This is a genomic window from Pseudomonas sp. NPDC090201 (assembly GCF_044746825.1).
GTDB classification, from domain to species: Bacteria; Pseudomonadota; Gammaproteobacteria; order Pseudomonadales; family Pseudomonadaceae; genus Aquipseudomonas; species Aquipseudomonas putida_AD.
This window is the reverse complement of sequence record NZ_JBIVCX010000010.1, coordinates 48,654-73,327: the sequence shown is the minus strand read 5'-3', so window position 1 is coordinate 73,327 and position 24,674 is coordinate 48,654. Positions and strand designations below refer to the sequence as shown.

25 protein-coding genes are annotated in these 24,674 nt (G+C 62.8%); 23 read left to right on the top strand and 2 right to left on the bottom strand.

The genetic code is table 11. The features are described from left to right. Positions 1-266: 266 nt before the first annotated feature. The 14 genes from flhA to ACIPOO_RS21615 all read left to right on the top strand — a co-directional run bounded on the left by flhA (position 267) and on the right by ACIPOO_RS21615 (position 15,168). Positions 267-2,396, top strand: a complete 2,130-nt coding sequence (flhA, locus tag ACIPOO_RS21680) for a flagellar biosynthesis protein FlhA (RefSeq protein ID WP_274132389.1) — start codon at positions 267-269, stop codon at positions 2,394-2,396. A gap of 11 nt (positions 2,397-2,407) precedes the next feature. Beyond that, positions 2,408-3,766, top strand: a complete 1,359-nt coding sequence (flhF, locus tag ACIPOO_RS21675; protein ID WP_274132390.1) for a flagellar biosynthesis protein FlhF — start codon at positions 2,408-2,410, stop codon at positions 3,764-3,766. A gap of 119 nt (positions 3,767-3,885) precedes the next feature. After that, on the top strand, positions 3,886-4,719 hold the full coding sequence (gene fleN, locus ACIPOO_RS21670) for a flagellar synthesis regulator FleN (RefSeq protein WP_274132391.1): 834 nt from the start codon (positions 3,886-3,888) through the stop codon (positions 4,717-4,719). After that, positions 4,716-5,456, top strand: coding sequence for an RNA polymerase sigma factor FliA (gene fliA, locus ACIPOO_RS21665; RefSeq protein ID WP_268800319.1), 741 nt, complete (start codon positions 4,716-4,718; stop codon positions 5,454-5,456). Before fleN ends, fliA begins: the two co-directional genes overlap by 4 nt. A 254-nt stretch (positions 5,457-5,710) precedes the next feature. Continuing rightward, complete coding sequence (locus ACIPOO_RS21660) at positions 5,711-6,085, top strand: chemotaxis response regulator CheY (RefSeq protein WP_274132392.1); 375 nt, start codon at positions 5,711-5,713, stop codon at positions 6,083-6,085. Positions 6,086-6,104: 19 nt separating this feature from the next. Then, positions 6,105-6,893, top strand: a complete 789-nt coding sequence (locus ACIPOO_RS21655) for a protein phosphatase CheZ (RefSeq protein ID WP_274132393.1) — start codon at positions 6,105-6,107, stop codon at positions 6,891-6,893. Positions 6,894-7,023: 130 nt separating this feature from the next. Beyond that, a complete protein-coding gene (locus ACIPOO_RS21650) occupies positions 7,024-9,309 on the top strand; it encodes a chemotaxis protein CheA (protein ID WP_400609723.1) in 2,286 nt (761 codons plus the stop codon). 190 nt (positions 9,310-9,499) lie between these two features. Next, positions 9,500-10,657: a chemotaxis response regulator protein-glutamate methylesterase gene (locus ACIPOO_RS21645; protein ID WP_400609721.1), complete on the top strand. Its 1,158-nt coding sequence runs from the start codon at positions 9,500-9,502 to the stop codon at positions 10,655-10,657. Then, the gene (locus ACIPOO_RS21640; protein WP_400609719.1) at positions 10,657-11,397 is read left to right on the top strand and encodes a flagellar motor protein; all 741 of its coding nucleotides are present in this window, start codon (positions 10,657-10,659) and stop codon (positions 11,395-11,397) included. Before ACIPOO_RS21645 ends, ACIPOO_RS21640 begins: the two co-directional genes overlap by 1 nt. A gap of 7 nt (positions 11,398-11,404) precedes the next feature. Continuing rightward, positions 11,405-12,289, top strand: coding sequence for a flagellar motor protein MotD (motD, locus tag ACIPOO_RS21635; RefSeq protein WP_400609717.1), 885 nt, complete (start codon positions 11,405-11,407; stop codon positions 12,287-12,289). Between the two features lie 39 nt (positions 12,290-12,328). Then, on the top strand, positions 12,329-13,123 hold the full coding sequence (locus ACIPOO_RS21630) for a ParA family protein (protein WP_274132398.1): 795 nt from the start codon (positions 12,329-12,331) through the stop codon (positions 13,121-13,123). A 114-nt stretch (positions 13,124-13,237) separates the two neighbouring features. After that, entirely contained in the window at positions 13,238-14,221 is a 984-nt protein-coding gene (locus ACIPOO_RS21625; protein WP_400609715.1) for a chemotaxis protein CheW, read from the top strand. Between the two features lie 71 nt (positions 14,222-14,292). Next, positions 14,293-14,772: a chemotaxis protein CheW gene (locus tag ACIPOO_RS21620; RefSeq protein ID WP_274132400.1), complete on the top strand. Its 480-nt coding sequence runs from the start codon at positions 14,293-14,295 to the stop codon at positions 14,770-14,772. Beyond that, on the top strand, positions 14,773-15,168 hold the full coding sequence (locus tag ACIPOO_RS21615) for a DUF2802 domain-containing protein (RefSeq protein WP_274132401.1): 396 nt from the start codon (positions 14,773-14,775) through the stop codon (positions 15,166-15,168). It begins immediately after the preceding gene. Between the two features lie 270 nt (positions 15,169-15,438). Here the strand turns inward: ACIPOO_RS21615 and ACIPOO_RS21610 are convergent, their stop codons facing one another. Together ACIPOO_RS21610 and ACIPOO_RS21605 are read right to left on the bottom strand one after the other, a co-directional pair. Next, complete coding sequence (locus tag ACIPOO_RS21610) at positions 15,439-15,759, bottom strand: EscU/YscU/HrcU family type III secretion system export apparatus switch protein (RefSeq protein ID WP_400609713.1); 321 nt, start codon at positions 15,757-15,759, stop codon at positions 15,439-15,441. Next, a complete protein-coding gene (locus ACIPOO_RS21605) occupies positions 15,759-17,387 on the bottom strand; it encodes a flagellar hook-length control protein FliK (protein WP_400609711.1) in 1,629 nt (542 codons plus the stop codon). Before ACIPOO_RS21605 ends, ACIPOO_RS21610 begins: the two co-directional genes overlap by 1 nt. Positions 17,388-17,554: 167 nt before the next feature. On the opposite strand from ACIPOO_RS21605, the gene ccmA reads away from it, so the two are divergent. From ccmA to ccmI, 9 genes are all read left to right on the top strand, one after another. Beyond that, entirely contained in the window at positions 17,555-18,190 is a 636-nt protein-coding gene (gene ccmA, locus ACIPOO_RS21600; RefSeq protein WP_400609709.1) for a cytochrome c biogenesis heme-transporting ATPase CcmA, read from the top strand. Next, the gene (gene ccmB, locus ACIPOO_RS21595; protein ID WP_400609707.1) at positions 18,187-18,858 is read left to right on the top strand and encodes a heme exporter protein CcmB; all 672 of its coding nucleotides are present in this window, start codon (positions 18,187-18,189) and stop codon (positions 18,856-18,858) included. The genes ccmA and ccmB overlap by 4 nt, the downstream gene beginning before the upstream one ends. A gap of 149 nt (positions 18,859-19,007) precedes the next feature. Beyond that, the gene (locus tag ACIPOO_RS21590; RefSeq protein ID WP_400609814.1) at positions 19,008-19,811 is read left to right on the top strand and encodes a heme ABC transporter permease; all 804 of its coding nucleotides are present in this window, start codon (positions 19,008-19,010) and stop codon (positions 19,809-19,811) included. Then, positions 19,808-19,984: a heme exporter protein CcmD gene (ccmD, locus tag ACIPOO_RS21585; protein WP_400609705.1), complete on the top strand. Its 177-nt coding sequence runs from the start codon at positions 19,808-19,810 to the stop codon at positions 19,982-19,984. Before ACIPOO_RS21590 ends, ccmD begins: the two co-directional genes overlap by 4 nt. Then, positions 19,981-20,460, top strand: a complete 480-nt coding sequence (gene ccmE, locus ACIPOO_RS21580) for a cytochrome c maturation protein CcmE (RefSeq protein ID WP_400609703.1) — start codon at positions 19,981-19,983, stop codon at positions 20,458-20,460. The genes ccmD and ccmE overlap by 4 nt, the downstream gene beginning before the upstream one ends. 3 nt (positions 20,461-20,463) lie before the next feature. Further along, on the top strand, positions 20,464-22,437 hold the full coding sequence (locus tag ACIPOO_RS21575) for a heme lyase CcmF/NrfE family subunit (RefSeq protein ID WP_274132408.1): 1,974 nt from the start codon (positions 20,464-20,466) through the stop codon (positions 22,435-22,437). Beyond that, positions 22,434-22,970 carry a DsbE family thiol:disulfide interchange protein gene (locus ACIPOO_RS21570; protein WP_400609701.1) on the top strand — a complete coding sequence of 179 codons (537 nt, stop codon included), beginning with the start codon at positions 22,434-22,436 and terminating at the stop codon, positions 22,968-22,970. Before ACIPOO_RS21575 ends, ACIPOO_RS21570 begins: the two co-directional genes overlap by 4 nt. Further along, positions 22,967-23,440: a cytochrome c-type biogenesis protein gene (locus ACIPOO_RS21565; RefSeq protein ID WP_274132410.1), complete on the top strand. Its 474-nt coding sequence runs from the start codon at positions 22,967-22,969 to the stop codon at positions 23,438-23,440. Before ACIPOO_RS21570 ends, ACIPOO_RS21565 begins: the two co-directional genes overlap by 4 nt. Then, positions 23,437-24,642: a c-type cytochrome biogenesis protein CcmI gene (ccmI, locus tag ACIPOO_RS21560; RefSeq protein ID WP_400609698.1), complete on the top strand. Its 1,206-nt coding sequence runs from the start codon at positions 23,437-23,439 to the stop codon at positions 24,640-24,642. The genes ACIPOO_RS21565 and ccmI overlap by 4 nt, the downstream gene beginning before the upstream one ends. Positions 24,643-24,674 lie beyond the last annotated feature (32 nt).

Sequence of the window (24,674 nt, the reverse complement as noted above, 5' to 3'; positions counted from 1 at the left end):
GATCCCAAGCCAAGCACCAAGGCTACCAACACGATCCAGGCCATGGCACGTTGCAACAAATGTAGGAGCGCGCTTGCCCGCGATAGGCCCGAAGGGCATCCATGTATCAATGTGCCGCCAGACAAATATGTCGACCCCAACACAATTCTGTATAGTGGCACTCTGACATTTTTCACGCTTTCCCAGAGTTGGACAGAATTTTGCAATACCTGCGTTACAGCGCCTCTGGCGTCAAAAGTTTGATTTAACGCGCAGGTAGATAATCGGTGGATCGCTCTCAAATACTCACAAACGCACGCTCCGGACTGATCGGCCTGGGTCGTGGTCAGTTGGGTGTGCCGTTGTTGTTGCTGGTCATGCTGGCAATGATGATGTTGCCGATGCCGCCGTTCCTGCTGGACGTGTTCTTCACGTTCAACATCGCCTTGTCGATCGTCGTGCTGCTGGTCTGCGTCTACGCCCTGCGGCCGCTGGATTTTTCGGTGTTCCCCACCATCCTGCTGATCGCGACCTTGCTGCGCCTGGCGCTCAACGTGGCGTCCACCCGTGTGGTCATGCTCCACGGCCAGGACGGCCACGCCGCCGCCGGTAAGGTGATCCAGGCCTTCGGTGAGGTGGTGATCGGCGGTAACTACGTGGTCGGTATCGTAGTGTTCGCGATCCTGATGATCATCAACTTCGTGGTCGTGACCAAGGGTGCCGGTCGTATCTCCGAGGTGAGCGCGCGCTTCACCCTCGATGCGATGCCCGGCAAACAGATGGCCATCGACGCCGACCTCAACGCCGGCCTGATCGACCAGCCCGAAGCCAAGCGTCGCCGTCTGGAAGTCGCCCAGGAAGCCGAGTTCTACGGCTCCATGGACGGTGCCAGCAAGTTCGTGCGCGGTGACGCCATCGCCGGCCTCCTGATCCTGTTCATCAACCTCATCGGCGGCATGCTGGTGGGTATCCTGCAACACAACATGACCTTCGCCGACGCCGGCAAAGTCTACGCACTGTTAACCATTGGTGACGGTTTGGTGGCGCAACTGCCATCGCTGCTGCTCTCCACCGCTGCCGCGATCATGGTGACCCGCGCCTCGGGCTCCGAAGAAATGGGCAAGCTGGTCGGCCGCCAGATGTTCACCTCGCACAAGGCGCTGGCCGTCTCGGCAGGCATCATGATCGTCATGGGCCTGGTCCCGGGCATGCCGCACTTCTCGTTCATCAGCCTGGGCCTGGTGGCAGCGGGCGGTGCGTACCTGCTGTGGAAGAAACAGAACATGGTCAAGCTCGCGGCGATCCAGGAGGTCAAGCGTCAGCAGGATCTGCTGCCTTCGCCAACCCGCGCGCAGGAATCCAAGGAGCTGGGCTGGGACGACGTGACCCCGATCGACATGATCGGCCTGGAAGTGGGCTACCGCCTGATTCCGCTGGTGGACCGCAACCAGGGTGGTCAGTTGCTGGCGCGGATCAAGGGCGTGCGCAAGAAGTTGTCGCAGGAGTTGGGCTTTCTGATGCCAACCGTACACATTCGCGACAACCTGGACCTGGCGCCGAGCGCGTATCGTCTGACGCTGATGGGCGTGACCCTGGCCGAAGCCGAGATTTATCCGGATCGCGAGCTGGCGATCAACCCGGGTCAGGTATTTGGCAGCCTCAACGGCATCAATGCCAAAGACCCGGCGTTTGGCCTCGAAGCCGTCTGGATCGAAATCAGCCAGCGCGCCCAGGCGCAATCGCTGGGTTATACGGTGGTGGACGCCAGTACGGTAGTGGCCACTCACCTGAACCAGATTCTCTACAAACACTCACATGAATTGATCGGTCACGAAGAAGTCCAGCAATTGATGACGTTGCTGGCCAAAAGCTCGCCCAAACTGGCCGAGGAGCTGGTCCCTGGCGTGCTGTCGCTGTCGGCTTTGCTCAAGGTGCTGCAGGCGCTGCTGGCCGAGCAGGTTCCGGTGCGCGACATCCGCAGCATTGCCGAAGCCATCGCCAACAATGCCGCCCGGAGTCAAGATACCGCCGCGCTGGTGGCCGCCGTACGGGTCGGATTGTCCCGCGCAATCGTGCAAAGCATTGTCGGCATTGAGCCGGAGCTGCCTGTTATCACCCTGGAGCCAAGGTTGGAACAGATATTGCTCAATAGTCTGCAGAAGGCAGGTCAGGGTCAGGAAGAAGGCGTTCTGCTCGAACCGAGTATGGCTGAGAAACTTCAGCGCTCGTTGATCGAAGCGGCGCAGCGTCAGGAGATGCAGGGTCAGCCGGTAATTTTGTTGGTCGCAGGTCCGGTTCGCGCCATGTTGTCCCGCTTTGGACGTTTGGCGGTTCCGAACATGCATGTTTTGGCTTATCAGGAAATTCCTGACAATAAGCAAGTCACCATCGTAGCGACTGTCGGGCCGAACGGCTGAGGTAGTGAGTCATGCAAGTTAAGCGTTTTTTCGCCGCCGATATGCGTCAAGCCATGAAACTGGTTCGTGATGAGCTGGGCGCTGAAGCCGCCATCATCGGCAACCGGCGGATTGCCGGTGGCGTCGAGCTGACAGCCGCGCTGGACTACAAACTGTCTGCGCTGGCCCCGCGTGTGCCCAACGTCGAGCTCGAGGACGAGCTGCGCAAGACTCAGTCGCGCATTGTGACCGCACAGGCGGAGCTGACCAGCCGCAGCGAACTGGACACCGTCGCCAATCGCCAGCTGTTCGCAGGCATCGCCATGGACGACAGCAACAAGCAGATCGAGCCGACCCTGGACGAGCCGTTCCGCCCATCGATCCATGCCGCGATCGCGGCTGATCGTGCAGAGCGTGCCGAGCGTGCGGCGGCCGAGCCTGGCATCAGCCAGCGCGCCTACGAGTCGATGCGTTCGGAATTGAACGGCCTGCGTGAACTGCTGGAAGTCCAGCTCGGTTCGCTGGCCTGGAATCAACTGCAAGGCAGCCGCCCGCAACAGGCCAACCTGTGGCGTCGCCTGCAACGTGTCGGCCTGTCCGGCCCGCTGTCCCGCGACCTGCTGAACATGGTCCCGGACGTCGACGACCAGCCCCATGCCTGGCGCATGTTGCTGGCGCACCTGGCGCGCATGATCGTCACGCCCGACGTCGAGCCGCTCGAAGAGGGCGGGGTAATTGCCATGGTCGGACCTGCCGGAATGGGCAAGACCACCACACTGGCAAAACTTGCGGCGCGATATGTGTTGAAATACGGCGCGCAAAATATCGCGCTGGTGAGCATGGACAGCTTCCGTATCGGTGCCCAGGAGCAACTCAAGACGCTGGGCCGGATTCTCAATGTGCCGGTGACCCACGTCGATCCGGGCCAGTCCCTGGCTCAGGCGCTGGAGCCGCTGCTGCGCAAGCGCGTGGTGTTGATCGACACCGCAGGCCTGCAAGCCAGCGATCCTGCACTGCGTCTGCAACTGGAAAGCCTAGCGGGCCGCGGCATCAAGGCGCGCAACTACCTGGTCCTGGCCACAACCAGCCAGAAGCAGGTGTTGACCGCCGCGTACCACAGTTACAAACGTTGCGGCCTGGCCGGGTGCATCCTGACCAAGCTGGACGAAACCGCAAGCCTGGGCGAAGTGCTCAGCCTTGCCGTGACACACGAGTTGCCCGTGGCCTATCTCACCGATGGCCCACGGATACCGGATGATCTGCATCTGCCACGTCGCCATCAGCTTGTAAGCCGGGCGGTGAGTGTTCAGATGCAGGAGGAGCCTAGCGAGGAAGCGATGGCGGATATGTTTGCGGATCTTTATCACAGCCCCGGCAAACGCGCGGGCTAGGTTAAGGAAAATGACATTGGAAAATACCTGCATCGATGGTCTGCCAGGCATTGTTCAGTCACTGAACGTGCAGCCCGAAATGTGGCTTAGGTCTAAGCAAGACAAGGTAAAAAATTAACATGGGCAGCATGCATCCCGTTCAGGTTATTGCGGTGACTGGTGGCAAAGGTGGCGTAGGCAAGACCAACGTGTCAGTGAACCTTTCGCTGGCACTGGCCGAGCTAGGGCGTCGCGTGATGTTGCTGGACGCCGATCTGGGTCTGGCCAACGTCGACGTATTGTTGGGCTTGACCCCTAAACGCACCCTGGCCGACGTCATCGAAGGCCGCTGCGAACTGCGCGATGTCCTGTTGCAGGGGCCTGGCGGTGTGCGCATCGTGCCGGCGGCGTCCGGCACTCAGAGCATGGTCCAGTTGACCCCGGCCCAGCATGCCGGCCTGATTCAGGCATTCAGCGACATCGGCGACAACCTGGACGTGCTGGTGATCGACACCGCCGCCGGGATTGGCGAATCGGTCGTCAGCTTCGTGCGCGCGGCGCAGGAAGTGTTGCTGGTGGTCTGCGACGAGCCGACTTCGATCACTGACGCCTACGCGCTGATCAAGCTGCTCAACCGCGACTACGGCATGAACCGCTTCCGCGTGCTGGCCAACATGGCCCAGAGCCCGCAGGAAGGGCGCAACCTGTTCGCCAAGCTGACCAAGGTCACCGACCGCTTCCTGGACGTCGCGCTGCAATATGTGGGCGCCGTGCCGTACGACGAGTGCGTGCGCAAGGCGGTGCAGAAGCAGCGCGCGGTGTACGAAGCGTTTCCCCGTTCCAAATGTGCGCTGGCGTTCAAGGCCATCGCGCAGAAAGTCGATACCTGGCCGCTGCCGGCGAACCCGCGTGGCCACCTGGAATTTTTCGTTGAGCGCCTGGTTCATCAGACCAGTGCAGGGCCAGTGTCATGACTGCAAGTGGCTATCGCATGTACAGCAAATCATCCAGAGATTCCCAGTACGAGCTCATCGAGCGCTATGCCCCGTTGGTCAAGCGTATCGCCTACCACTTGCTGGCGCGTCTGCCGGCCAGCGTGCAGGTCGAGGACTTGATCCAGGCGGGGATGATCGGCCTGCTCGAAGTGTCGACCAAATACGACTCCACCAAGGGTGCGAGCTTCGAGACCTACGCCGGCATCCGCATTCGCGGCGCGATGCTCGACGAAGTGCGCAAGGGTGACTGGGCGCCACGCTCGGTTCACCGCAACACGCGCATGGTCAGCGACGCGATTCGTGCCATTGAAGCAAAAACCGGCCGTGACGCTAAAGATCACGAGGTTGCTGCCGAACTTCAATTGAGCCTGGACGATTACTACGGGATTCTGAACGATACCTTGGGCAGCCGCCTGTTCAGCTTCGACGACCTTTTGCAGGACGGCGAGCATGAAGGGCTGCACGAGGACGGCGCGAGCCAGTCGCTGGAACCCTCGCGCGATCTCGAAGACGAGCGCTTCCAGAGCGCGCTGGCCGATGCCATCGCCAACCTGCCCGAGCGTGAACGCCTGGTGCTGGCGCTGTACTACGACGAAGAGCTGAACCTCAAGGAAATCGGTGAGGTCCTGGGTGTCAGCGAATCCCGTGTCAGCCAGCTGCACAGCCAGTGCGCCGCACGTCTGCGGGGCCGGCTGGGTGAGTGGCGCGCACGTTGATTGATTGAACGCAGGCTTTCGGGGCTGCGGATGGTATGTAAAACCGGCTGTGCAAGATGTTGTGTGGGCATCATGAGACAAGGCAGGAGCCGGTCGGATCGGGTCTTTGAAGATCCGCTCTGCTGCGCGCGTGACCTGCCGATTCGTCAGACCCGTCACTGTTATTCGTAGAAGCCGCTCGCCGGTATTGATTGAACGCGCGTCCAGGTGCTGGGCGCGTTAAAGACTGCTTGGAGGTCGAATTGGACAAGAACATGAAAATCCTCATCGTTGATGACTTCTCAACGATGCGGCGGATCATAAAAAACCTGTTGCGTGACCTTGGGTTCACCAACACGGCCGAAGCAGATGACGGTACCACCGCATTGCCGATGTTGCAGGCTGGCGGTTTCGATTTCCTGGTCACGGACTGGAACATGCCGGGCATGTCGGGCATCGACCTGCTGCGCCAGGTGCGTGCCGATGAACGCCTGCGCCACATGCCGGTGCTGATGGTCACTGCCGAAGCCAAGCGCGAGCAGATCATCGAGGCTGCCCAGGCCGGTGTTAACGGTTACGTCGTGAAGCCATTCACAGCCCAAGTGCTCAAAGAGAAGATCGAAAAGATATTCGAGCGCGTCAATAGCTGATGTCCGCTGCGAGGGCGCTATGGATCCTAAAGATTCGACAATGGGTGACTTCGAGTCGACCCTGAAGAAACACGCACAAGAGCTCGTCACCAGCCTTGAAAAAGGCAAGTTCGGCGACGCCGTGCAACTTATCCATGAGCTTAACCAGACTCGCGATCGCGGGCTGTATCAGGAAGTGGGCAAGCTGACGCGCGAGTTGCACAGCGCGATCGTCAACTTCCAGATCGACCCGCACATGCCGCAAGCCGAGGAAGTGTCCCAGATCACTGACGCCACCGAGCGCCTGTCCTATGTGGTCAGGCTCACGGAAGGTGCGGCCAACCGCACCATGGACCTGGTGGAGCAGAGCACGCCGTTGATGAACGGCCTGAGCGAGGACGCCAAGGCACTGAGTGCCGATTGGGGGCGCTTCATGCGTCGCGAGATCGGCGCCGAAGAGTTTCGTGATCTGGCCCGCCGCGTCGATGGTTTTCTGTCGCGCAGCGAGAAGGAGACCCACCAGGTCGCCAGCCACCTGAACGACATTCTGCTGGCCCAGGACTATCAGGACCTGACCGGCCAGGTGATCAAGCGTGTCACCACGCTTGTGACCGAGGTCGAGAGCAATCTGCTCAAGCTGGTGCTGATGGCAAGCCAGGTGGATCGCTTTGCCGGGATCGAGCACGATCAGGAAGTGTTCCGTAAGCAAAAAGAACAGGAAAAACTTCATTCCAAGGGTGAAGGTCCGCAGATTCATGCCGATAAACGTGAAGACGTCGTATCCGGTCAGGATGATGTAGACGATCTGCTATCCAGCCTGGGTTTCTAACTTCCAGTTCCCGGGTTCTATGTGAAAGTGGCGCAAGGTCTGCGCGCGAATGCTTCGACGAAGGCAATGCGCGCAGGCCATCAACGCAGCCTCTGGATCGGTTTGACGGTTAATTTTAGGAGCACCCCCAATGAGCTTCGGCGCCGATGAAGAAATCCTTCAGGATTTTCTGGTAGAGGCCGGCGAGATTCTCGAGCAGTTGTCCGAGCAGTTGGTCGAGCTGGAAAGCCGACCGGATGATGCGGATCTGCTCAATGCAATTTTTCGCGGTTTTCACACTGTAAAAGGGGGCGCCGGCTTCCTCCAGCTCAACGAGCTGGTTGAATGCTGCCACATCGCTGAAAACGTGTTCGACATCCTGCGCAAAGGTGAGCGTCGGGTCGATGCCGAACTCATGGACGTCGTGCTCGAAGCGCTGGACACCGTGAACAGCATGTTCGGCCAGGTGCGCGAACGCTCTGACATTACCCCCGCCACCCCAGGGCTGCTCGCCGCGCTGTCGCGCCTGGCCGAGCCTGCGTCGGCCGATGAAATCGCCGCTGCGCCTGCACCTGTGGTCGAGGAAGTGCCAGAGGCTGCGTCCGAAGACATCACCGATCTTGAATTCGAACAACTGCTCGACTCGCTCAACGCGGTCAAGGCCCAGGCGGCGGGTGCTGCCGTCTCGGCGCCGGCACCGGTGGCTGCTGCCCCCGTGCAGGCTGATCAGCCGGCCAGCGATGAAATCACCGACGCCGAGTTCGAATCGCTGCTCGATCAACTGCATGGCAAGGGTCAGTTCGCCGCCGATGCCGTGGCGCCTGCCGCCAACGCGCCATCTGCAGCGGCAGCGACACCTGCCAGCGATGAAATCACCGACGACGAATTCGAAGCCCTGCTGGACCAGTTGCATGGCAAGGGCAGCTTCTCCCCCGACGCCAGCGCACCGGTTGCCGCCGCGCCTGTGGCCGCTGCTGCCAGCGAGCCTGCATCCGACGAAATCACCGACCACGAATTCGAAGCGCTGCTCGATCAACTGCATGGCAAGGGCAAGTTCGAACCGGCCGTAGCCGGCGCGACCGCCACTGCTGCCGCACCGGTGAAGAAAGCCGAGCCTGCCAAGGCTGAACCTGCCAAGCCGCCAGCACCGAAAGCCGAGGCACCGAAGGCTGAAGTGGCACCTGCGCCGGCGCCAGCAAAAGCTGCGCCTGCACCGGCGCCGGCCCGTGCACCTGCGCCGACCGCCGCCGACAAGGCGCCGACCGAAGCGGAAACCACCGTGCGCGTCGACACCGCGCGGCTGGACGAAATCATGAACATGGTCGGCGAACTGGTACTGGTGCGTAACCGCCTGGTGCGCCTGGGCCTGAACAGCGGCGACGAAGCCATGTCCAAGGCCGTGTCCAACCTGGACGTGGTGACCGCCGACCTGCAGACCGCCGTCATGAAGACGCGCATGCAGCCGATCAAGAAGGTCTTCGGCCGCTTCCCGCGTCTGGTTCGTGACCTGGCGCGCCAGCTCAAGAAAGAAATCAACCTTGAACTGGTGGGTGAAGAAACCGACCTGGACAAGAACCTGGTCGAGGCCCTGGCCGACCCGCTGGTGCACTTGGTGCGCAACGCGGTGGACCACGGCATCGAATCGCCGGAAGAGCGCGAAGCGTCGGGCAAGGCCCGTGGCGGTCGCGTAGTGCTGTCGGCGGAACAGGAAGGCGACCACATCCTGCTGTCGATCTCCGATGACGGCAAGGGCATGGACCCGGCGGTGCTGCGCGCCATCGCGGTCAAGCGTGGCGTGATGGACAAGGACGCGGCCGATCGCCTGTCCGACACCGATTGCTACAACCTGATCTTCGCCCCGGGCTTCTCGACCAAGACCGAGATTTCCGACGTGTCCGGCCGTGGCGTGGGCATGGACGTGGTGAAAACCAAGATTTCCCAGCTCAACGGCTCGATCAACATCTACTCGACCAAGGGCCAGGGCTCGAAGATCGTCATCAAGGTCCCGCTGACCCTGGCGATCATGCCGACCCTGATGGTGATGCTGGGCAACCAGGCCTTCGCCTTCCCGCTGGTCAACGTCAACGAGATCTTCCACCTGGACCTGTCGACCACCAATGTCGTCGATGGTCAGGAAGTGGTGATCGTACGGGACAAGGCCCTGCCGCTGTTCTACCTCAAGCGCTGGCTGGTCAGCTCGGCCGCTCACGAAGAGCAGCGCGAGGGCCACGTGGTGATCCTCTCGGTGGGCACGCAGCGCATCGGTTTCGTGGTGGATCAACTGGTGGGCCAGGAAGAAGTGGTCATCAAGCCGCTGGGCAAGATGCTGCAAGGTACCCCAGGCATGTCCGGCGCCACCATCACCGGTGACGGCCGCATCGCGCTGATCCTCGATGTACCGAGCATGCTCAAGCGTTACGCCGCACGGCGTATCTGATTCAAGCGAGCGCGTCCGCCGTCACGGCGTGACGCTGTCCGTAGCAGTCCGGCTTGCCGGCGACAGCGATCTTGCGGGCGTCGTCGCCGGCAAGCCGGACTGCTACGGGACATCACCGAATTCAAATGCCGGTGAGTCATGTTGATGAGGCGGGCTGCGACAGCGGCCTGTTCCGTCCTATGGAGTGTTTATGGCAGTCAAGGTTCTGGTGGTAGACGACTCCGGTTTTTTTCGCCGGCGCGTCTCGGAAATTCTTTCCTCTGACACAACGATTCAAGTGGTCGGCACCGCCACCAATGGCAAGGAAGCGATCGAGCAGGCGCTGGCCCTCAAGCCTGACGTGATTACCATGGACTACGAAATGCCGATGATGGATGGCATTACCGCAGTCCGGCACATCATGCAGCGCTGCCCGACACCGGTCCTGATGTTCTCCTCGCTGACCCATGAAGGCGCCCGGGTGACCCTGGATGCGCTGGACGCCGGTGCGGTGGACTTCCTGCCGAAGAATTTCGAAGACATCTCGCGCAACCCCGAGAAGGTCAAGCAGATGCTGTGCGAGAAAGTGCACAGCATTTCGCGCAGCAACCGGCGCTTTGGCGGGTACAGCAGCCCTGCAGCGCCTGCGCCGGTATCGAGCCCGGCCTCTGCATCGCCTGCCAGCTCGCTGCGCAGCAGCGCAACCCCGAGCGCCACCACGCGCCCGGCGCCAGCCCCTGCACGTCCGGCGCCTGCGGCCCACGGCGCGGCACACCATGGACCTGCCTCGCCTGCGCCCAAGCGCAAGGCATACAAGCTGGTGGCCATCGGTACATCCACAGGTGGCCCGGTGGCGCTGCAACGGGTGCTGACCCAACTGCCTGCCAATTTCCCGGCGCCCATCGTGCTGATCCAGCACATGCCGGCTGCCTTCACCAAGGCCTTTGCCGAGCGCCTGGACAAGCTGTGCCGCATCAGCGTCAAGGAAGCCGAGGATGGCGACATCCTGCGTCCGGGCCTGGCGCTGCTGGCCCCCGGCGGCAAGCAGATGATGGTCGATGGCCGTGGTGCGGTGAAAATCCTGCCCGGCGATGAGCGCCTCAACTACAAGCCCTGCGTGGACATCACCTTCGGTTCCGCTGCCAAGGCCTACGCCGACAAAGTGCTGGCCGTGGTCCTGACCGGCATGGGCGCGGACGGTCGCGAAGGCGCGCGTCTGCTCAAGCAGGGCGGCAGTCATATCTGGGCTCAGGACGAAGCCAGCTGCGTGATCTACGGCATGCCGATGGCCATCGTCAAAGCCGATCTGGCGGATGCCGTTTACAGCCTGGACGATATCGGGCGACATCTGGTCGAGGCGTGTATCTGATGGATGTTCTGACTCTCATAGGGATCATTCTGGCGTTCATCGCCATCATCGGCGGCAACTTCCTGGAAGGCGGCCACCTGGGCGCCTTGCTCAACGGGCCGGCGGCGCTGATCGTGCTCGGCGGTACGCTCGCGGCCTGCCTGTTGCAGACGCCGATGAGCGCGTTCAAGCGGGCGATCCAGATCTTCGTGTGGATTCTGTTTCCGCCGCGCATCGACCTGCAAGGCGGTATCGACCGCGTCGTCAACTGGAGCCTGACCGCCCGCAAGGAAGGGCTGCTGGGTCTGGAAACCGTCGCCGACACTGAGCCTGACGCCTACTCGCGCAAGGGCCTGCAGTTGCTGGTCGATGGCGTCGAGCCGGAAACCATTCGCAGCATTCTGGAAGTGGATTTCCTGACCCAGGAAAGCCGCGACATCCAGGCCGCCAAAGTCTTCGAAAGCATGGGCGGCTACGCGCCGACCATCGGCATCATCGGTGCGGTCATGGGCCTGATCCATGTCATGGGCAACCTGGCCGACCCGAACCAGTTGGGCAGCGGCATCGCCGTGGCATTCGTCGCGACCATCTATGGCGTGGCGTCGGCCAACCTGATCCTGCTGCCGGTGGCCAACAAGCTCAAGGCCGTGGCGCTGCGTCAGTCGCGCTATCGCGAGATGCTGCTCGAAGGCCTGCTGTCCATTGCCGAGGGCGAAAACCCGCGCTCGATCGAACTGAAGCTGCAAGGCTTCATGGAGTGATGGACTGATGGCCCGTCGACGTCGCCACCACGAAGAGCACGAAAATCACGAACGCTGGCTGGTGTCCTACGCGGACTTCATCACCTTGCTGTTCGCCTTTTTCGTGGTCATGTACTCCATCTCCTCGCTCAACGAAGGCAAGTACAAGGTGCTTTCCGAGGCGCTGGTCGGCGTGTTCAACGAAGCCGAGCGCAGCGTGCGGCCGATCCCCATCGGCGAGCAGAAGCCGCAGACCGTGCGCCCGGCAGACCCTCTGGTCAAAGACAGCGACCAGACCGACGCAGCCCTGGGGCAGGCCGCCCAGGATCCGCTCAAATCCATCGCCGATGACGTCAACGCGGCGTTCGGCGACCTGATCGCCTCGAAACAGATGACGGTGCGTGGCAACGAGTTGTGGATCGAGATCGAACTCAACTCCAGCCTGCTGTTCGGCAGCGGCGACGCCATGCCCAGCAACCTGGCGTTCGACCTGATCGACAAGGTGGCCAAAATCGTCAAGCCGTTCGACAACCCGATTCACGTCGAAGGCTTCACCGATGACCAGCCCATCAGCTCGGCGCAGTACCCCAGCAACTGGGAGCTGTCGTCGGCGCGGGCATCGAGCATCGTGCGCATGCTGGCCATGGACGGGATCAACCCGGCGCGCATGGCCTCGGTCGGCTATGGCGAATTCCAGCCGCTGACCTCCAATGCCACCGCCGATGGCCGCGCGCGCAACCGTCGCGTGGTGCTGGTGATTTCCCGCAACCTGGACGTGCGTCGCAGCCTGACCGGCTCAGGTACCGCCGCCAATGCAAAACCCGATGCAGCATTGCGGCGTGCTGGCACACAAACTGCACCAGTCCCGGCTAAACCGCCGCAAGGCGTCAAATCTTCGTCATCTGCCCCGTGATTGCGGGCGCAGCGCTTTGATCGGCGGGAACGCGAACACATGAGAGTCTGGGCGGTAGCCAATCAGAAAGGCGGGGTCGGAAAGACCACCACCTCAATCGCTTTAGCCGGCTTGCTGGCGGAGGCGGGCAAGCGCGTGGTCGTGGTCGATCTGGACCCTCATGGCTCGATGACCAGTTATTTCGGTCACAACCCCGACGCGCTGGAGCACAGCTGCTTCGACCTGTTCCTGCACAAGGGCGCGGTGCCTGACGGCCTGCCGGGCCAGTTGCTGCTGCCCACCAGCGATCAGCGCATTTCCCTGCTGCCTTCGAGCACCGCCCTGGCCACCCTTGAGCGTCAGACCCCGGGGCAGAGCGGCCTGGGCCTGGTGATCGCCAAGAGCCTGGCGCAACTGTGGCAGGACTTCGATTACGCGATCATCGACAGCCCGCCGTTGCTGGGCGTGTTGATGGTCAATGCCCTGGCGGCGAGCCAGCAACTGGCCATTCCGGTGCAGACCGAGTTTCTGGCGGTCAAGGGCCTGGAGCGCATGGTCAACACGCTGGCGATGATCAACCGCTCGCGCAAGGTGCCGCTGCCGTACACCATCGTGCCCACGCTGTTCGACCGCCGCACCCAGGCCTCGATGGGCACGCTCAAGCTGTTGCGTGACAGTTTTCCGGAGCATGTCTGGAAGGCGTATATCCCGGTGGACACTCGCTTGCGCGATGCCAGCCGGGCCGGTGTCACGCCGTCGCAGTTCGACGGCAAGAGCCGCGGCGTGCTGGCCTATCGCGCGCTGCTCAAGCACATGCTCACCGAGCAGTTGGCCGGGCAGGGGCAGGTGGCCTGACATGTCCATTGATCGTTTATTTGCAGCACAGGGCGCTCTGCGCTCAAGTCCAAAGGTCCCGCAGCCGATATTCGGGGCAGGCGGCAATCGCATCACTTATATTCGGGCCCTTGTATGAACCGCCCTCTGGACACCGCTTCACGGCCACAACTGGCGCTGCAGAATTACCTCGACGCGTTGCTTCAGGACGCCACCGAGGAACTGGAAGCGGACGACAGCATCGATGATTTCCAGGCGGCCGTGCTCGAAGAGCAGGCCCACGACGCACGCATGCGCTCGGCCGTCGCCGAAGCCGTTGCGGCAGCAGTGCCTGTACCGGTCAGCCGGCCCGAGCCGGTTTCCCTGGCGTTCGTGCCCGAGGCCAAGCCTGCCCGGCCGGTCGCCGAGCCTGTGGCGGCGCGGGTGCTCGAAGCCCCGGTGATCCTGCCGCAGGTGCTGGTACCCCCTGTCATCGCGACGCCGGTGCTCAAGGCTCCGGTCATTGACGCGCCGGTGCTCAAGGCTCCGGTGATCGAAACGCCCATCGAAGCCCCCAACCAGGCTGAGCCTGTCAAAGGCCTGGTCGAGCCGGTGGCCGATGTGCACCTGCCGGCCCAGCGCCCGCCGGTGCCGCCGACCTCGGACGAGCGTCCGCAGTGGGCCGAGGAGCCTTTCGAATGCCTGCTGTTCGACGTCGCCGGGCTGACTCTGGCGGTGCCGCTGGTGTGCCTGGGCTCGATCTATCCACTGGCCGGCCATGAACTGACGCCGCTGTTCGGTCAGCCGGACTGGTTCCTCGGCATCCTGCCCAGCCAGGCCGGTAACCTGAAGGTGCTGGACACCGCGCGCTGGATCATGCCGGACCGCTACCGCGACGATTTTCGCCAGGGCCTGCAATACGTGATCTCGGTTCAGGGCTATGAGTGGGGGCTGGCGGTGCATCAGGTCAGCCGCTCGTTGCGCCTGGACCCCAGTGAAATCAAATGGCGCACCCATCGCGGCCAGCGTCCCTGGCTTGCCGGGACGGTGATCGAGCACATGTGTGCGCTGCTGGACGTTTCCGAATTGGCCGAGCTGATTGCCAGCGGCGCGGTCAAGCAGATGCAAGCACTTAAATAAACACTCTCAGATAAACACCGGGCGGCGCTGACGCGTCGTTCGCAGAGCACAACACGCAAGGGGTTAGGGGTATGAAGAAGTCGTCAGCACAGGGTTCCGAAGATCCGATCCTGCAATGGGTCACCTTCCGCCTGGACAACGAAACGTATGGCATCAACGTGATGCAGGTTCAGGAAGTGCTGCGCTACACCGAGATTGCGCCGGTGCCGGGTGCGCCAAGCTACGTGCTGGGCATCATCAACCTGCGCGGCAACGTGGTGACCGTGATCGACACGCGTCAGCGCTTTGGTCTGCCACCGGTTGAAGTCAGCGACAACACGCGTATCGTGATCATCGAGGCTGACAAGCAAGTGGTCGGGATCCTGGTCGACAGCGTGGCCGAAGTGGTCTACCTGCGTCAGTCGGAAGTCGAGACGGCGCCGAACGTGGGCAATGACGAATCCGCCAAGTTCATCCAGGGCGTGTGCAACAAGAACGGTGAGCTGCTGATCCTCGTGGAGTTGGACAAGATGATGTCCGAGGAAGAGTGGTCCGAGCTGGAGAGCATCTGATTGATCTTCGAGGTTGCGGTCATTTTTCTGGCGGTGTTGTGGGTCGCGAGCGTCGCGATGTTCATGGCCCACACCAAACGCCAACGCACACTGGCCATGCAGCAGGTCGAAGCCGACTCGCTGCGTGACCAGCGCATCCGCGATCTTGCCCGGCGTCTGGAGAACTACCAGGGCGGTACGGTAAAAATGGGCGAAGAGCTGCATGAACTGCGGTCCATCGTCGCGCCTCTGCCGGACAAGATCACCGCGCTCGAACAGCGCGACCCTTCCACTCTGTCCTTCGCCCAGGCCGCCCGCCTGGTCGGCATGGGCGCCAGCGTCGACGAACTCACCCAGTCCTGCGGCCTGACCCAGGCCGAAGCGCAGTTGATGACCAAGCTGCACGGCAATAACTGAGTTCCTGTTGCCGGTAGCAGTCCGGCTTGCCGGCGGGGGCGGCGTCAAGATCGCCTCCGTCCGCATTGATGCACCAAAAATCCCCCACCGTAGGAGCGCGCTTGCCCGCGACCGCGTGGTGTCAGCCGCCATCCATGGCACAGACAGACCGCATCGCGGGCAAGCGCGCTCCTACAGCGTTGTGTATGTCCCGTAGCAGTCCGGCTTGCCGGCGTCAGCGTCCACAAGATCGTTCTTGCAATCACGTCGCACGCCAAACCTGTGGGCGCGTTAGCGCGGGGTGATATCCCGCTCCACCGGCTCAGGATCCGGATCGAACCCCACCGGAAACTTGCCCTTCAAATGCCAGGCAAACGCGATGATTTCGGCAATGGTCAGGTACAGTTCCTGGGGAATGCTGTCGCCCAGTTCCATACGCGCGAGCATTTTCACCAGTTCGGCGTTTTCGTAGATCGGGACTTTGTATTCCCGGGCAATCGCCAGGATCGCCTCGGCCAGGGCATCGTCGCCCTTGGCTGTGAGGGTGGGGGCTTGCTGGCCGTCGTAGCTCAATGCGATGGCCTGGCGTGGAGTGTGTTCGGGCTGTCTCATCAGGCGTTCTCGTCGATCCAGCGTTGTTCCAGCACGGTACGCGGGCCTTGGCTGGGCACGCCGCGGTTGCACGCCAGTTCCTTCACGTTCAGGCCGCAGGCCACCAGGCGGGCGCGCAGGTTGTCCAGCTCGCCCGAGATCAGTTCGGCTGCGCCTTCGCGTTGGGCCCACATCTGGCTCGAAAGACTGCCAGCGATGAGCTGCGCCTGAACCTGCAACGGCCCCAGTGGCTCCAGATCGAACGCCAGCTCCACGCGCCAGAGCTTTTCCTTCTCCTTGACCTCCTGAGTGGCACTGTCCGGCGCCTGCTCGCGTTCAGGCGTGTCTTCGCGCTGAACCTTGACCTGCAACGGCACGATGTCATGGGCGTTGCGCATCGGGATCTCAAGCTGCCAGGTGGTGACCTGGGTACCGTCGGCGTTGGTGCGGGTCTGCTCCAGGCCGCCGAGTTGATGGCTTTGCAGGCGGGAAATGGCCCCCGCCGCAAGCTTCAACAGCGTCTCAAGGTCATCCTTGCCTTCGGCACTGCCCAAGGTGCGGGCGGGCAACGGAAAGCTGCTCTGCGGCCCGGGCGCGGCTACCAGGCCCAGGGTGCCGAGGGCGTTGCGGATCACGCTGGGCATCGCTCGCGCCAGGGTATTGGCCGCGGCTGCGGCGTTGTAACTGGTGTTATCCGGCAGGCCCGGAAGAATCTGCGCAATGACCCGCAGCAGATTGGCTTTCATGTCCGGCACCAACGTCGGGTTCTGCCCGGCCAGCAGGCGCGATTCCATGAACAGCCCGCTGGCGTTGAGCGCCTGGGCCACACCCTTGGCGGTGCTCATCTGCGCAAGATCGGGCAGGTCGGCGAGCAGTTGTTCGACGCTGGCGCGCAGGTTCGCCGGCAAGGTGTCCGGGGTGTCTGCGCTGGGTGGCGGCAGGTTCTGCAGGGCGGTCAGGAGGCTTTGCAGCGAGCCCTGGCGGCTTTGCTGGGTCGAAAGCTGCTGCGCCAGAGCCAGCTCATCAAGCCGATTGGGCATGGCGACGAAGTTCAGCGCCTGGCTGTTCTGCACCTGGGCGCTGAGCAGGCTGCCCACCCGCAGCGGCTGCGGACTGTCGATGGTCAGGCTGCTGCCCGCCAGCGCTGTATTCAGCAGCATCACAATCGAGCGATACACCGCTGGCTGGGTGGTCGCGCTGCTGGCAGGTGTGCCGGCCAGTTGCGCCACATTCTGCGCCGCCACCTGGGTGGTCAGTACCTTGCCCTGCAGCAGGGTCCCGGCGGGAAGCTGGCGGGTGTCGATGCTGGTCAGGCTGTTGGTAATGGCCTTCTGCAAGTCCTGAACGCTGATGGTCAGGGTGTCGGCTGAACCCTGGGCCACGTTCACTGTGGTGCCGGGCGTCAGGGGCAGGGTGCTGGAGACGGGCAGGGTGGTCTGCCGGCCGTTGTCCATGGTGAGCTTGAGCAGCAACTGAAAGTCGTTGCCCAGCTGTTTGAGGCTCACCACTTCGGCATTGGCGACCTGCCCCGCGTTGAGCAGGCCGGCGCGCGGCTCCATCAGCTTGAGCACTTCGCCCGGTGGCACGCCTGCGCGCAAGAGGGCAGTGGCCGCCGCGACTGGAGAAAGATTGGGTATATCGCCTGTCATCAGATCCCGACTCGGTCAAATGGCGCTCTGGAAAGCCTGTCTTAGGGACATGGGACCCTGGTATGTATAATCGCGCACCGGCATAGCCACCCAGACGCTAAGATTGCATCAGTATAACGGCCGTGCCGTCGCCGACTTGACACCTGCCATCCGAAAAGAAGGTCCACATGCAGATCCCTGTTCTTGAAGCTGTAGGGCTTGCCTGCGAACGCGACTGGCGCCTTTTGTTCGAGCACCTGGACGTGAAGCTGGCGCCCGGGGATATGGTACAGATCAGCGGCCCCAACGGCAGTGGCAAGACCAGCCTGCTGCGCCTGCTCAGCGGCCTGATGCAGCCCACGGCAGGGGAGGTGTTGCTGGACGGCAAGCCCCTGGCCGACCAACGCAGCGCACTGGCCCATAACCTGCTGTGGATCGGCCACGCGGCGGGCATCAAGGATTTGCTCACCCCCGTGGAGAACCTCACCTGGCTGTGCGCGCTGCACCACAGCGTTCAATCCAGTGAGCTCTGGCAGGCCCTTGAAGCCGTCGGCCTGCGCGGCTTCGAAGATGTGCCCTGTCACACTCTGTCGGCCGGGCAGAAGCGTCGGGTGGCGCTGGCCCGCCTGTATCTGCCGGGACCTGCGTTGTGGATGCTCGACGAGCCGTTCACCGCGCTGGACAAGCAAGGCGTGGCGCAACTCGAAGAGCACCTGGCCAGCCATTGCGAGAACGGCGGCACCGTGGTGCTGACCACCCACCACACGCTGAGCCGCACGCCGGCCGGTTATCGCGACCTGGACCTGGGGCAGTGGGCCGTATGAGTCATGTGTTTACCCTGTTGATCGCCCGCGAAGCGCGGCTGCTGTTTCGTCGTCCCGCCGAGCTGCTGAACCCGTTGGTATTCTTCGCCATCGTCATCGCCCTGTTTCCGCTGGCAGTGGGGCCAGAGGCCCGATTGCTGCAGACGTTGTCCCCAGGTTTGGTGTGGGTGGCGGCGTTGTTGTCAGTGCTGCTGTCGCTGGACGGCCTGTTCCGCAGCGACTTCGAAGATGGCTCCCTTGAGCAATGGGTGCTCTCGTCACACCCCCTGGCATTACTGGTGCTGGCCAAGGTGGCGGCACACTGGGCCTTTTCCGGGCTGGCACTGGTTTTGCTCGCGCCTCTATTGGCCCTGATGCTGGGGTTGCCGAGCGCCTGCCTGCCGGTTCTGCTGCTGTCATTGCTGCTGGGAACGCCGGTGTTGAGCCTGCTGGGCGCAGTGGGCGCGGCGCTGACGGTGGGGCTCAAGCGCGGCGGCCTGTTGCTGGCGTTGTTGATCCTGCCGCTGTACATCCCGGTGCTGATTCTGGGCAGCGGCGCCCTGCAGGCTGCACTTGAGGGTATGCCTGCGACCGGCTATCTGCTTTGGCTTGGCAGCCTGACCGCTCTGGCGATAACTCTGACGCCCTTTGCAATTGCCGCTGGCTTGAAGATCAGTGTTGGCGAATAATGAATTTCTGACCGATCAGACAGTTTTTTGAGATCCTTCGCTGGACTTCATACGATCGGCAGCAGGACACTTCAGCTAAAAGAAGTGCCTGGGTTCTGCAAGCAGGCTTGAAACACCGTGATGACAAGTACCTTGATGAAGGCAACATGATGAACACTAGCGCCAAGGCGAAGAGCGGCATCAGTTGGGCCTGGTTCCACAAACTGGGTTCGCCGAAATGGTTTTACGGCATCAGCGGCCGCCTGCTGCCCTGGCTGAGTATCGCTGCTGCCTTGCTGATCGGCATTGGCGTGGTCTGGGGCCTGGCCTTCGCCCCACCGGATTACCAGCAGGGCAACAGCTTTCGCATCATCTACATCCACGTGCCTTCTGCCATGCTGGCGCAGTCCTGCTACGTGATGCTGGCGATCTGCGGCGTGGTGGGGCTGGTGTGGAAGATGAAAATGGCCGACGTCGCGCTGCAGTGCGCCGCGCCCATCGGCGCCTGGATGACCGCCGTGGCGCTGGTTACCGGGGCGATCTGGGGCAAGCCGACCTGGGGTTCATGGTGGGTCTGGGATGCACGCCTGACGTCCATGCTGATTCTGCTGTTCCTGTACTTCGGTCTCATTGCGCTGGGTAACGCGATCAGTAATCGTGATAGCGCGGCCAAGGCCTGTGCGGTGCTGGCCATCGTCGGCGTGGTGAATATCCCGATCATCAAATACTCGGTGCAGTGGTGGAACACCCTGCATCAGGGCGCGACCTTCAGCCTCACCGAAAAACCGGCCATGCCCGCTGAAATGTGGCTGCCGCTGCTGTTCACGGCGCTGGGCTTCTATTGTTTCTTCGGCGCGGTGTTGCTGATGCGCATGCGCCTTGAAGTGCTCAAGCGCGAGGCACGGGCCGGCTGGGTCAAGGATGAAGTGATGAAAAGCCTGGGCCGTGCTGCCGGCAAGGAGACACAGCCATGAGTTTCGAGACATTCGGCGACTTTCTCGCCATGGGCAAGCACGGGCTGTTCGTCTGGACCGCCTACGGCATCTGCCTGACGGTGCTGGCCATCAACGTCGCGTCACCTTTGCTGGCGCGTCGGCGTTACCTGCAACAAGAGGCGCGTCGTCTGCGCCGGGAGAAGCATTCGTGAATCCGCTGCGAAAGAAGCGCCTGTTGATTATCGTCGCGATCCTTGCCGGGGTCGGCGTCGCTGTCACCCTGGCCCTCAGCGCCCTGCAGGAAAACATCAACCTGTTCTACACCCCGACCCAGATCGCCAGTGGTGAAGCGCCCCACGACACGCGTATCCGTGCCGGCGGCATGGTCGAGAAGGGCTCGCTGCAGCGTTCGTCCGATTCGCTGGACGTGACCTTCGTGGTCACCGATTTCAACAAGTCGGTGACCATCGCCTATCGCGGCATCCTCCCGGACCTGTTCCGCGAAGGGCAGGGCATCGTCGCGCTGGGCAAGCTCAACGCCGATGGCGTGGTGGTCGCCGATGAGGTGCTGGCCAAGCACGATGAAAAGTACATGCCGCCGGAAGTGACCAAAGCGTTGAAAGACAGCGGTCAAACCGCACCGAACCAACCGGCGGGCGCGTCCTATGCGCCGGCCAAACAGGGGTAAGCCATGATTCCCGAACTCGGCCACCTGGCCATGATTCTGGCCCTGTGCTTTGCCATCGTGCAGGCCATCGTTCCGCTGTTTGGCGCCTGGCGTGGGGATCGCGCCTGGATGGGCCTGGCCCAGCCAGCCGCCTGGGGGCAGTTCGCCTTCCTGCTGTTCGCCTTTGGCTGCCTGACGTACTCATTCATGGTCGACGACTTTTCGGTGGCCTATATCGCCGAAAACTCCAACAGCGCCTTGCCCTGGTACTACAAATTCAGCGCCGTGTGGGGCGCCCACGAGGGCTCGCTGCTGCTCTGGGCGTTGATCCTCGGCGGCTGGACCTTCGCCGTGTCGGTGTTCTCACGCCAGTTGCCGCAAGTGATGCTGGCGCGGGTGCTCGCGGTCATGGGCATGATCAGCGTGGGCTTTCTGCTGTTCCTGATCCTGACGTCCAACCCGTTCAGCCGCATCCTGCCGCAGGTGCCCCAGGACGGCCGCGATCTGAACCCGCTGCTGCAGGATCCGGGGCTGATCATTCACCCACCGATGCTGTACATGGGCTACGTCGGTTTCTCCGTGGCCTTCGCCTTTGCCATCGCTGCCTTGCTCGGCGGGCGACTGGACGCTGCCTGGGCCCGCTGGTCTCGGCCATGGACCATCGTCGCCTGGGGCTTTCTGGGCATCGGCATCACCCTGGGCTCGTGGTGGGCCTATTACGAGCTGGGCTGGGGCGGCTGGTGGTTCTGGGACCCGGTGGAAAACGCATCCTTCATGCCTTGGCTGGTGGGCACGGCGCTGATCCACTCGCTGGCCGTCACCGAGAAACGCGGCGTGTTCAAGAGCTGGACTGTGCTGCTCGCCATCGCGGCGTTCTCCCTGAGCCTGCTGGGGACCTTCCTGGTGCGCTCCGGCGTGCTGACGTCGGTTCACGCCTTCGCCTCGGACCCTGCTCGCGGCGTGTTCATCCTGGCGTTCCTGTTGCTGGTGGTGGGCGGTTCGTTGACGCTGTTCGCGATCCGCGCGCCGGTGGTCAAAAGCCATGTCGGTTTCGGCCTGTGGTCGCGGGAAACCCTGCTGCTGGGTAACAACCTGGTGCTGGTGGTGGCGGCCTCGATGATTCTGCTCGGCACCCTGTACCCATTGGTGCTCGATGCCTTGAGCGGGGCGAAGATGTCGGTCGGCCCACCATATTTCAACGCGATGTTCGTGCCCTTGATGGGCGTGCTCATGGCCGTGATGGCCGTAGGTGTGCTGGTGCGCTGGAAAGACACCCCGGTCAAGTGGCTGATGAGCATGCTGGCGCCGGTGCTGGTCGGCAGCGCGGTGCTGGCGGTGATCGCCGGTTTCGCCATGGCGGATTTCCACTGGGCGGTGCTCGCCACCTGCCTGCTGGCGGCCTGGGTGTTGCTGGCCGGTGTACGCGACGTGCTGGACAAGACCCGCCACAAGGGCCTGCTCAAGGGCATGCGCGCCCTGACGCGCAGCTATTGGGGCATGCAGGTGGCGCACCTGGGCATCGCAGTGGTGGCGCTGGGCGTGGTGTTGTCGAGCCAGAACAGCGCCGAGCGCGACCTGCGCCTGGCGCCAGGGGAGTCGGTCGAGTTGGGCGGCTACATGTTCGTCTTCGAAGGGGCCAAACACGTTCAAGGCCCCAACTTCACCTCCGACAAAGGCACGATTCGCGTGCTCGAAGGCGGCAAGGAAGTGACCGTGCTGCATCCTGAAAAACGTCTGTACACCGTGCAGCGCTCGATGATGACCGAAGCCGGCATTGACGCCGGCTTCACCCGTGACCTCTACGTTGCCCTGGGCGAGCCGCTGGATAACGGCGCCTGGGCGGTGCGGGTGCACGTCAAGCCGTTCGTGCGCTGGATCTGGTTCGGTGGGCTCATCACCGCACTGGGCGGCCTGCTGGCTGCGCTGGACAAGCGTTATCGGGTCAAGGTCAGGGCAAAAGTGCGGGATGCGTTGGGGCTGTCGGGAGCTGCGGTATGAAGCGTTGGGTGTTGTTGATTCCTCTGGTGCTGTTCCTGGGTATGGCGGCGTTTCTTTACCGCGGCCTGTACCTGGATCCTTCGGAACTGCCGTCGGCGCTGATCGACAAGCCGTTCCCCGAGTTTTCCCTGCCTTCGGTGCAGGACGGCAAACCGCTGACCCGCGCCAATCTCGTGGGCAAACCGGCGCTGGTCAACGTCTGGGGCACCTGGTGCATCGCCTGCCGCGTCGAGCACCCGGTGCTGACCCAACTGGCGCAGCGGGGTGTGGTGATCTACGGCGTCAACTACAAGGACGTCAACGCCGACGCCCTCAAGTGGCTCAAGGATTTTCATGACCCCTACCAGCTCAACATCAACGACGAGGCCGGCAGCCTGGGCTTGAACCTTGGCGTGTATGGCGCGCCGGAGACCTTCCTGATCGACGGCAAGGGCATCATTCGCTACAAACACGTGGGGGTGATCGACGAGACGGTCTGGCGTGAAAAACTCGCTGGGCTGTATCAGGGGTTGGTTGACGAGGGCAAGCAATGAGGCGCCTGTTGCAAGCCGCTGCGCTGCTGATGCTGGCCTTCGCCGGCGCCGCCCACGCCGCCATCGACGCGTACACCTTCAAGGACGACGCCGAGCGTGCCCGTTACACCGAGCTGACCCGCGAGCTGCGCTGCCCCAAATGCCAGAACCAGGACATCGCCGACTCCAACGCGCCGATTGCCGCTGATCTGCGCAAGGAGATCTACCGCATGCTCGGCGAAGGCCAGAGCAACCAGCAGATCATCGACTTCATGGTCGACCGCTACGGCGAGTTCGTGCGCTACAAACCGGAACTGAACGCCCACACCTGGCTGCTCTGGTTCGGCCCAGGCGGCCTGCTGCTGGGTGGCGTGGTGCTGATCGGGGTGATAGTCGCCCGCCGGCGCAAGCAGCATACGCCACAGACTGATGTGCTTTCCGACGAGGAGCGTCAGCGCCTCGCCCACCTGCTGGATAACAAAAACGAATGATCGATTTCTGGCTAGCGGCCGGCCTGCTGTTGCTGGTGGCCCTGAGTTTCCTGCTGATCCCGGTGTTGCGCGGTCGTCGTGCGCAAAGCGAGGAGGATCGCACCGCCCTGAACGTCGCCCTGTACCAGGAGCGCCTGGCCGAACTGCAAGCGCAGCAGGCAGAAGGCGTGCTCTCGGCTGAACAGATGGACAGCGGCCGTGCCGAGGCCGCCCGCGAGTTGCTGGCCGACACCGAAGGCGTCTCGCCAGACCGGGTCGCTCGTTTGGGCAAGCCGCTGCCGTTGCTGGCGGCCGTGCTGGTTCCGGTGCTGGGTCTGGGGCTCTATCTGCACTACGGTGCCAGCGACAAGGTCGAACTGACTCGCGAATTCGCCAAGCCGCCAGCTTCGTTGGCGCAGATGACCGATCGCCTGGAGCGGGCGGTCAAGGCCCAGCCCGATTCTGCCGAAAGCATCTATTTCCTGGCCCGCACCTATATGGCCCAGGATCGCCCGGCCGATGCGGCGAAGATGTTCGAAGCCGCCGTTGCGCTGGCGGGGCGTCAGCCAGAGCTGCTGGGGCAGTGGGCGCAGTCGTTGTACTTCGCTGGCAACAAGGCCTGGACCCCGCAGATCCAGGGCCTGGCCGATGAGGCGCTGAAGGCCGATCCCAGAGAGCCTACCAGCCTGGGGTTGAAAGGGATCAATGCGTTCGAGAGCCAGCATTTCCAGGAGGCAGTGGATTACTGGCGTCGCCTGTTGGCCGTACTGCCGCCTGACGATCCTTCGCGCACTGCCCTCGAAGGTGGCATTGCCAAGGCCAGCGATCGCCTGGTGCAGAGCGGCGGCACGCTGAAAGACGCACCGCTGGTGGCGGCTGCCGGCGCGCATCTGAAGGTGAGGGTGACCCTCGCCGACGAGCTCAAGGCCCAGGTGCAACCGGGCGACACGGTGTTTGTCTTTGCCCGCGCTGTGTCCGGTCCGCCGGCACCTTTGGCGGTCAAGCGGGTGACCGTGGCGGATCTGCCGGTGGAAGTCGAGCTGACAGATGCCGATGCGATGATGCCGCAGCTGAAACTGTCGAACTTTCCGGAAGTCCAATTGGTGGCCCGGGTATCCCGTGCTGGCCAGCCGACCTCCGGTGAGTGGATCGGCCGCAGTCAACCGCTGCCCAGCAACGTGACGGCCCGCCAGGCCCTGACCATCGACAGCCCCGATCAATGATTCTGGTCGTGCGGCCCTGACACAAAAGAGAT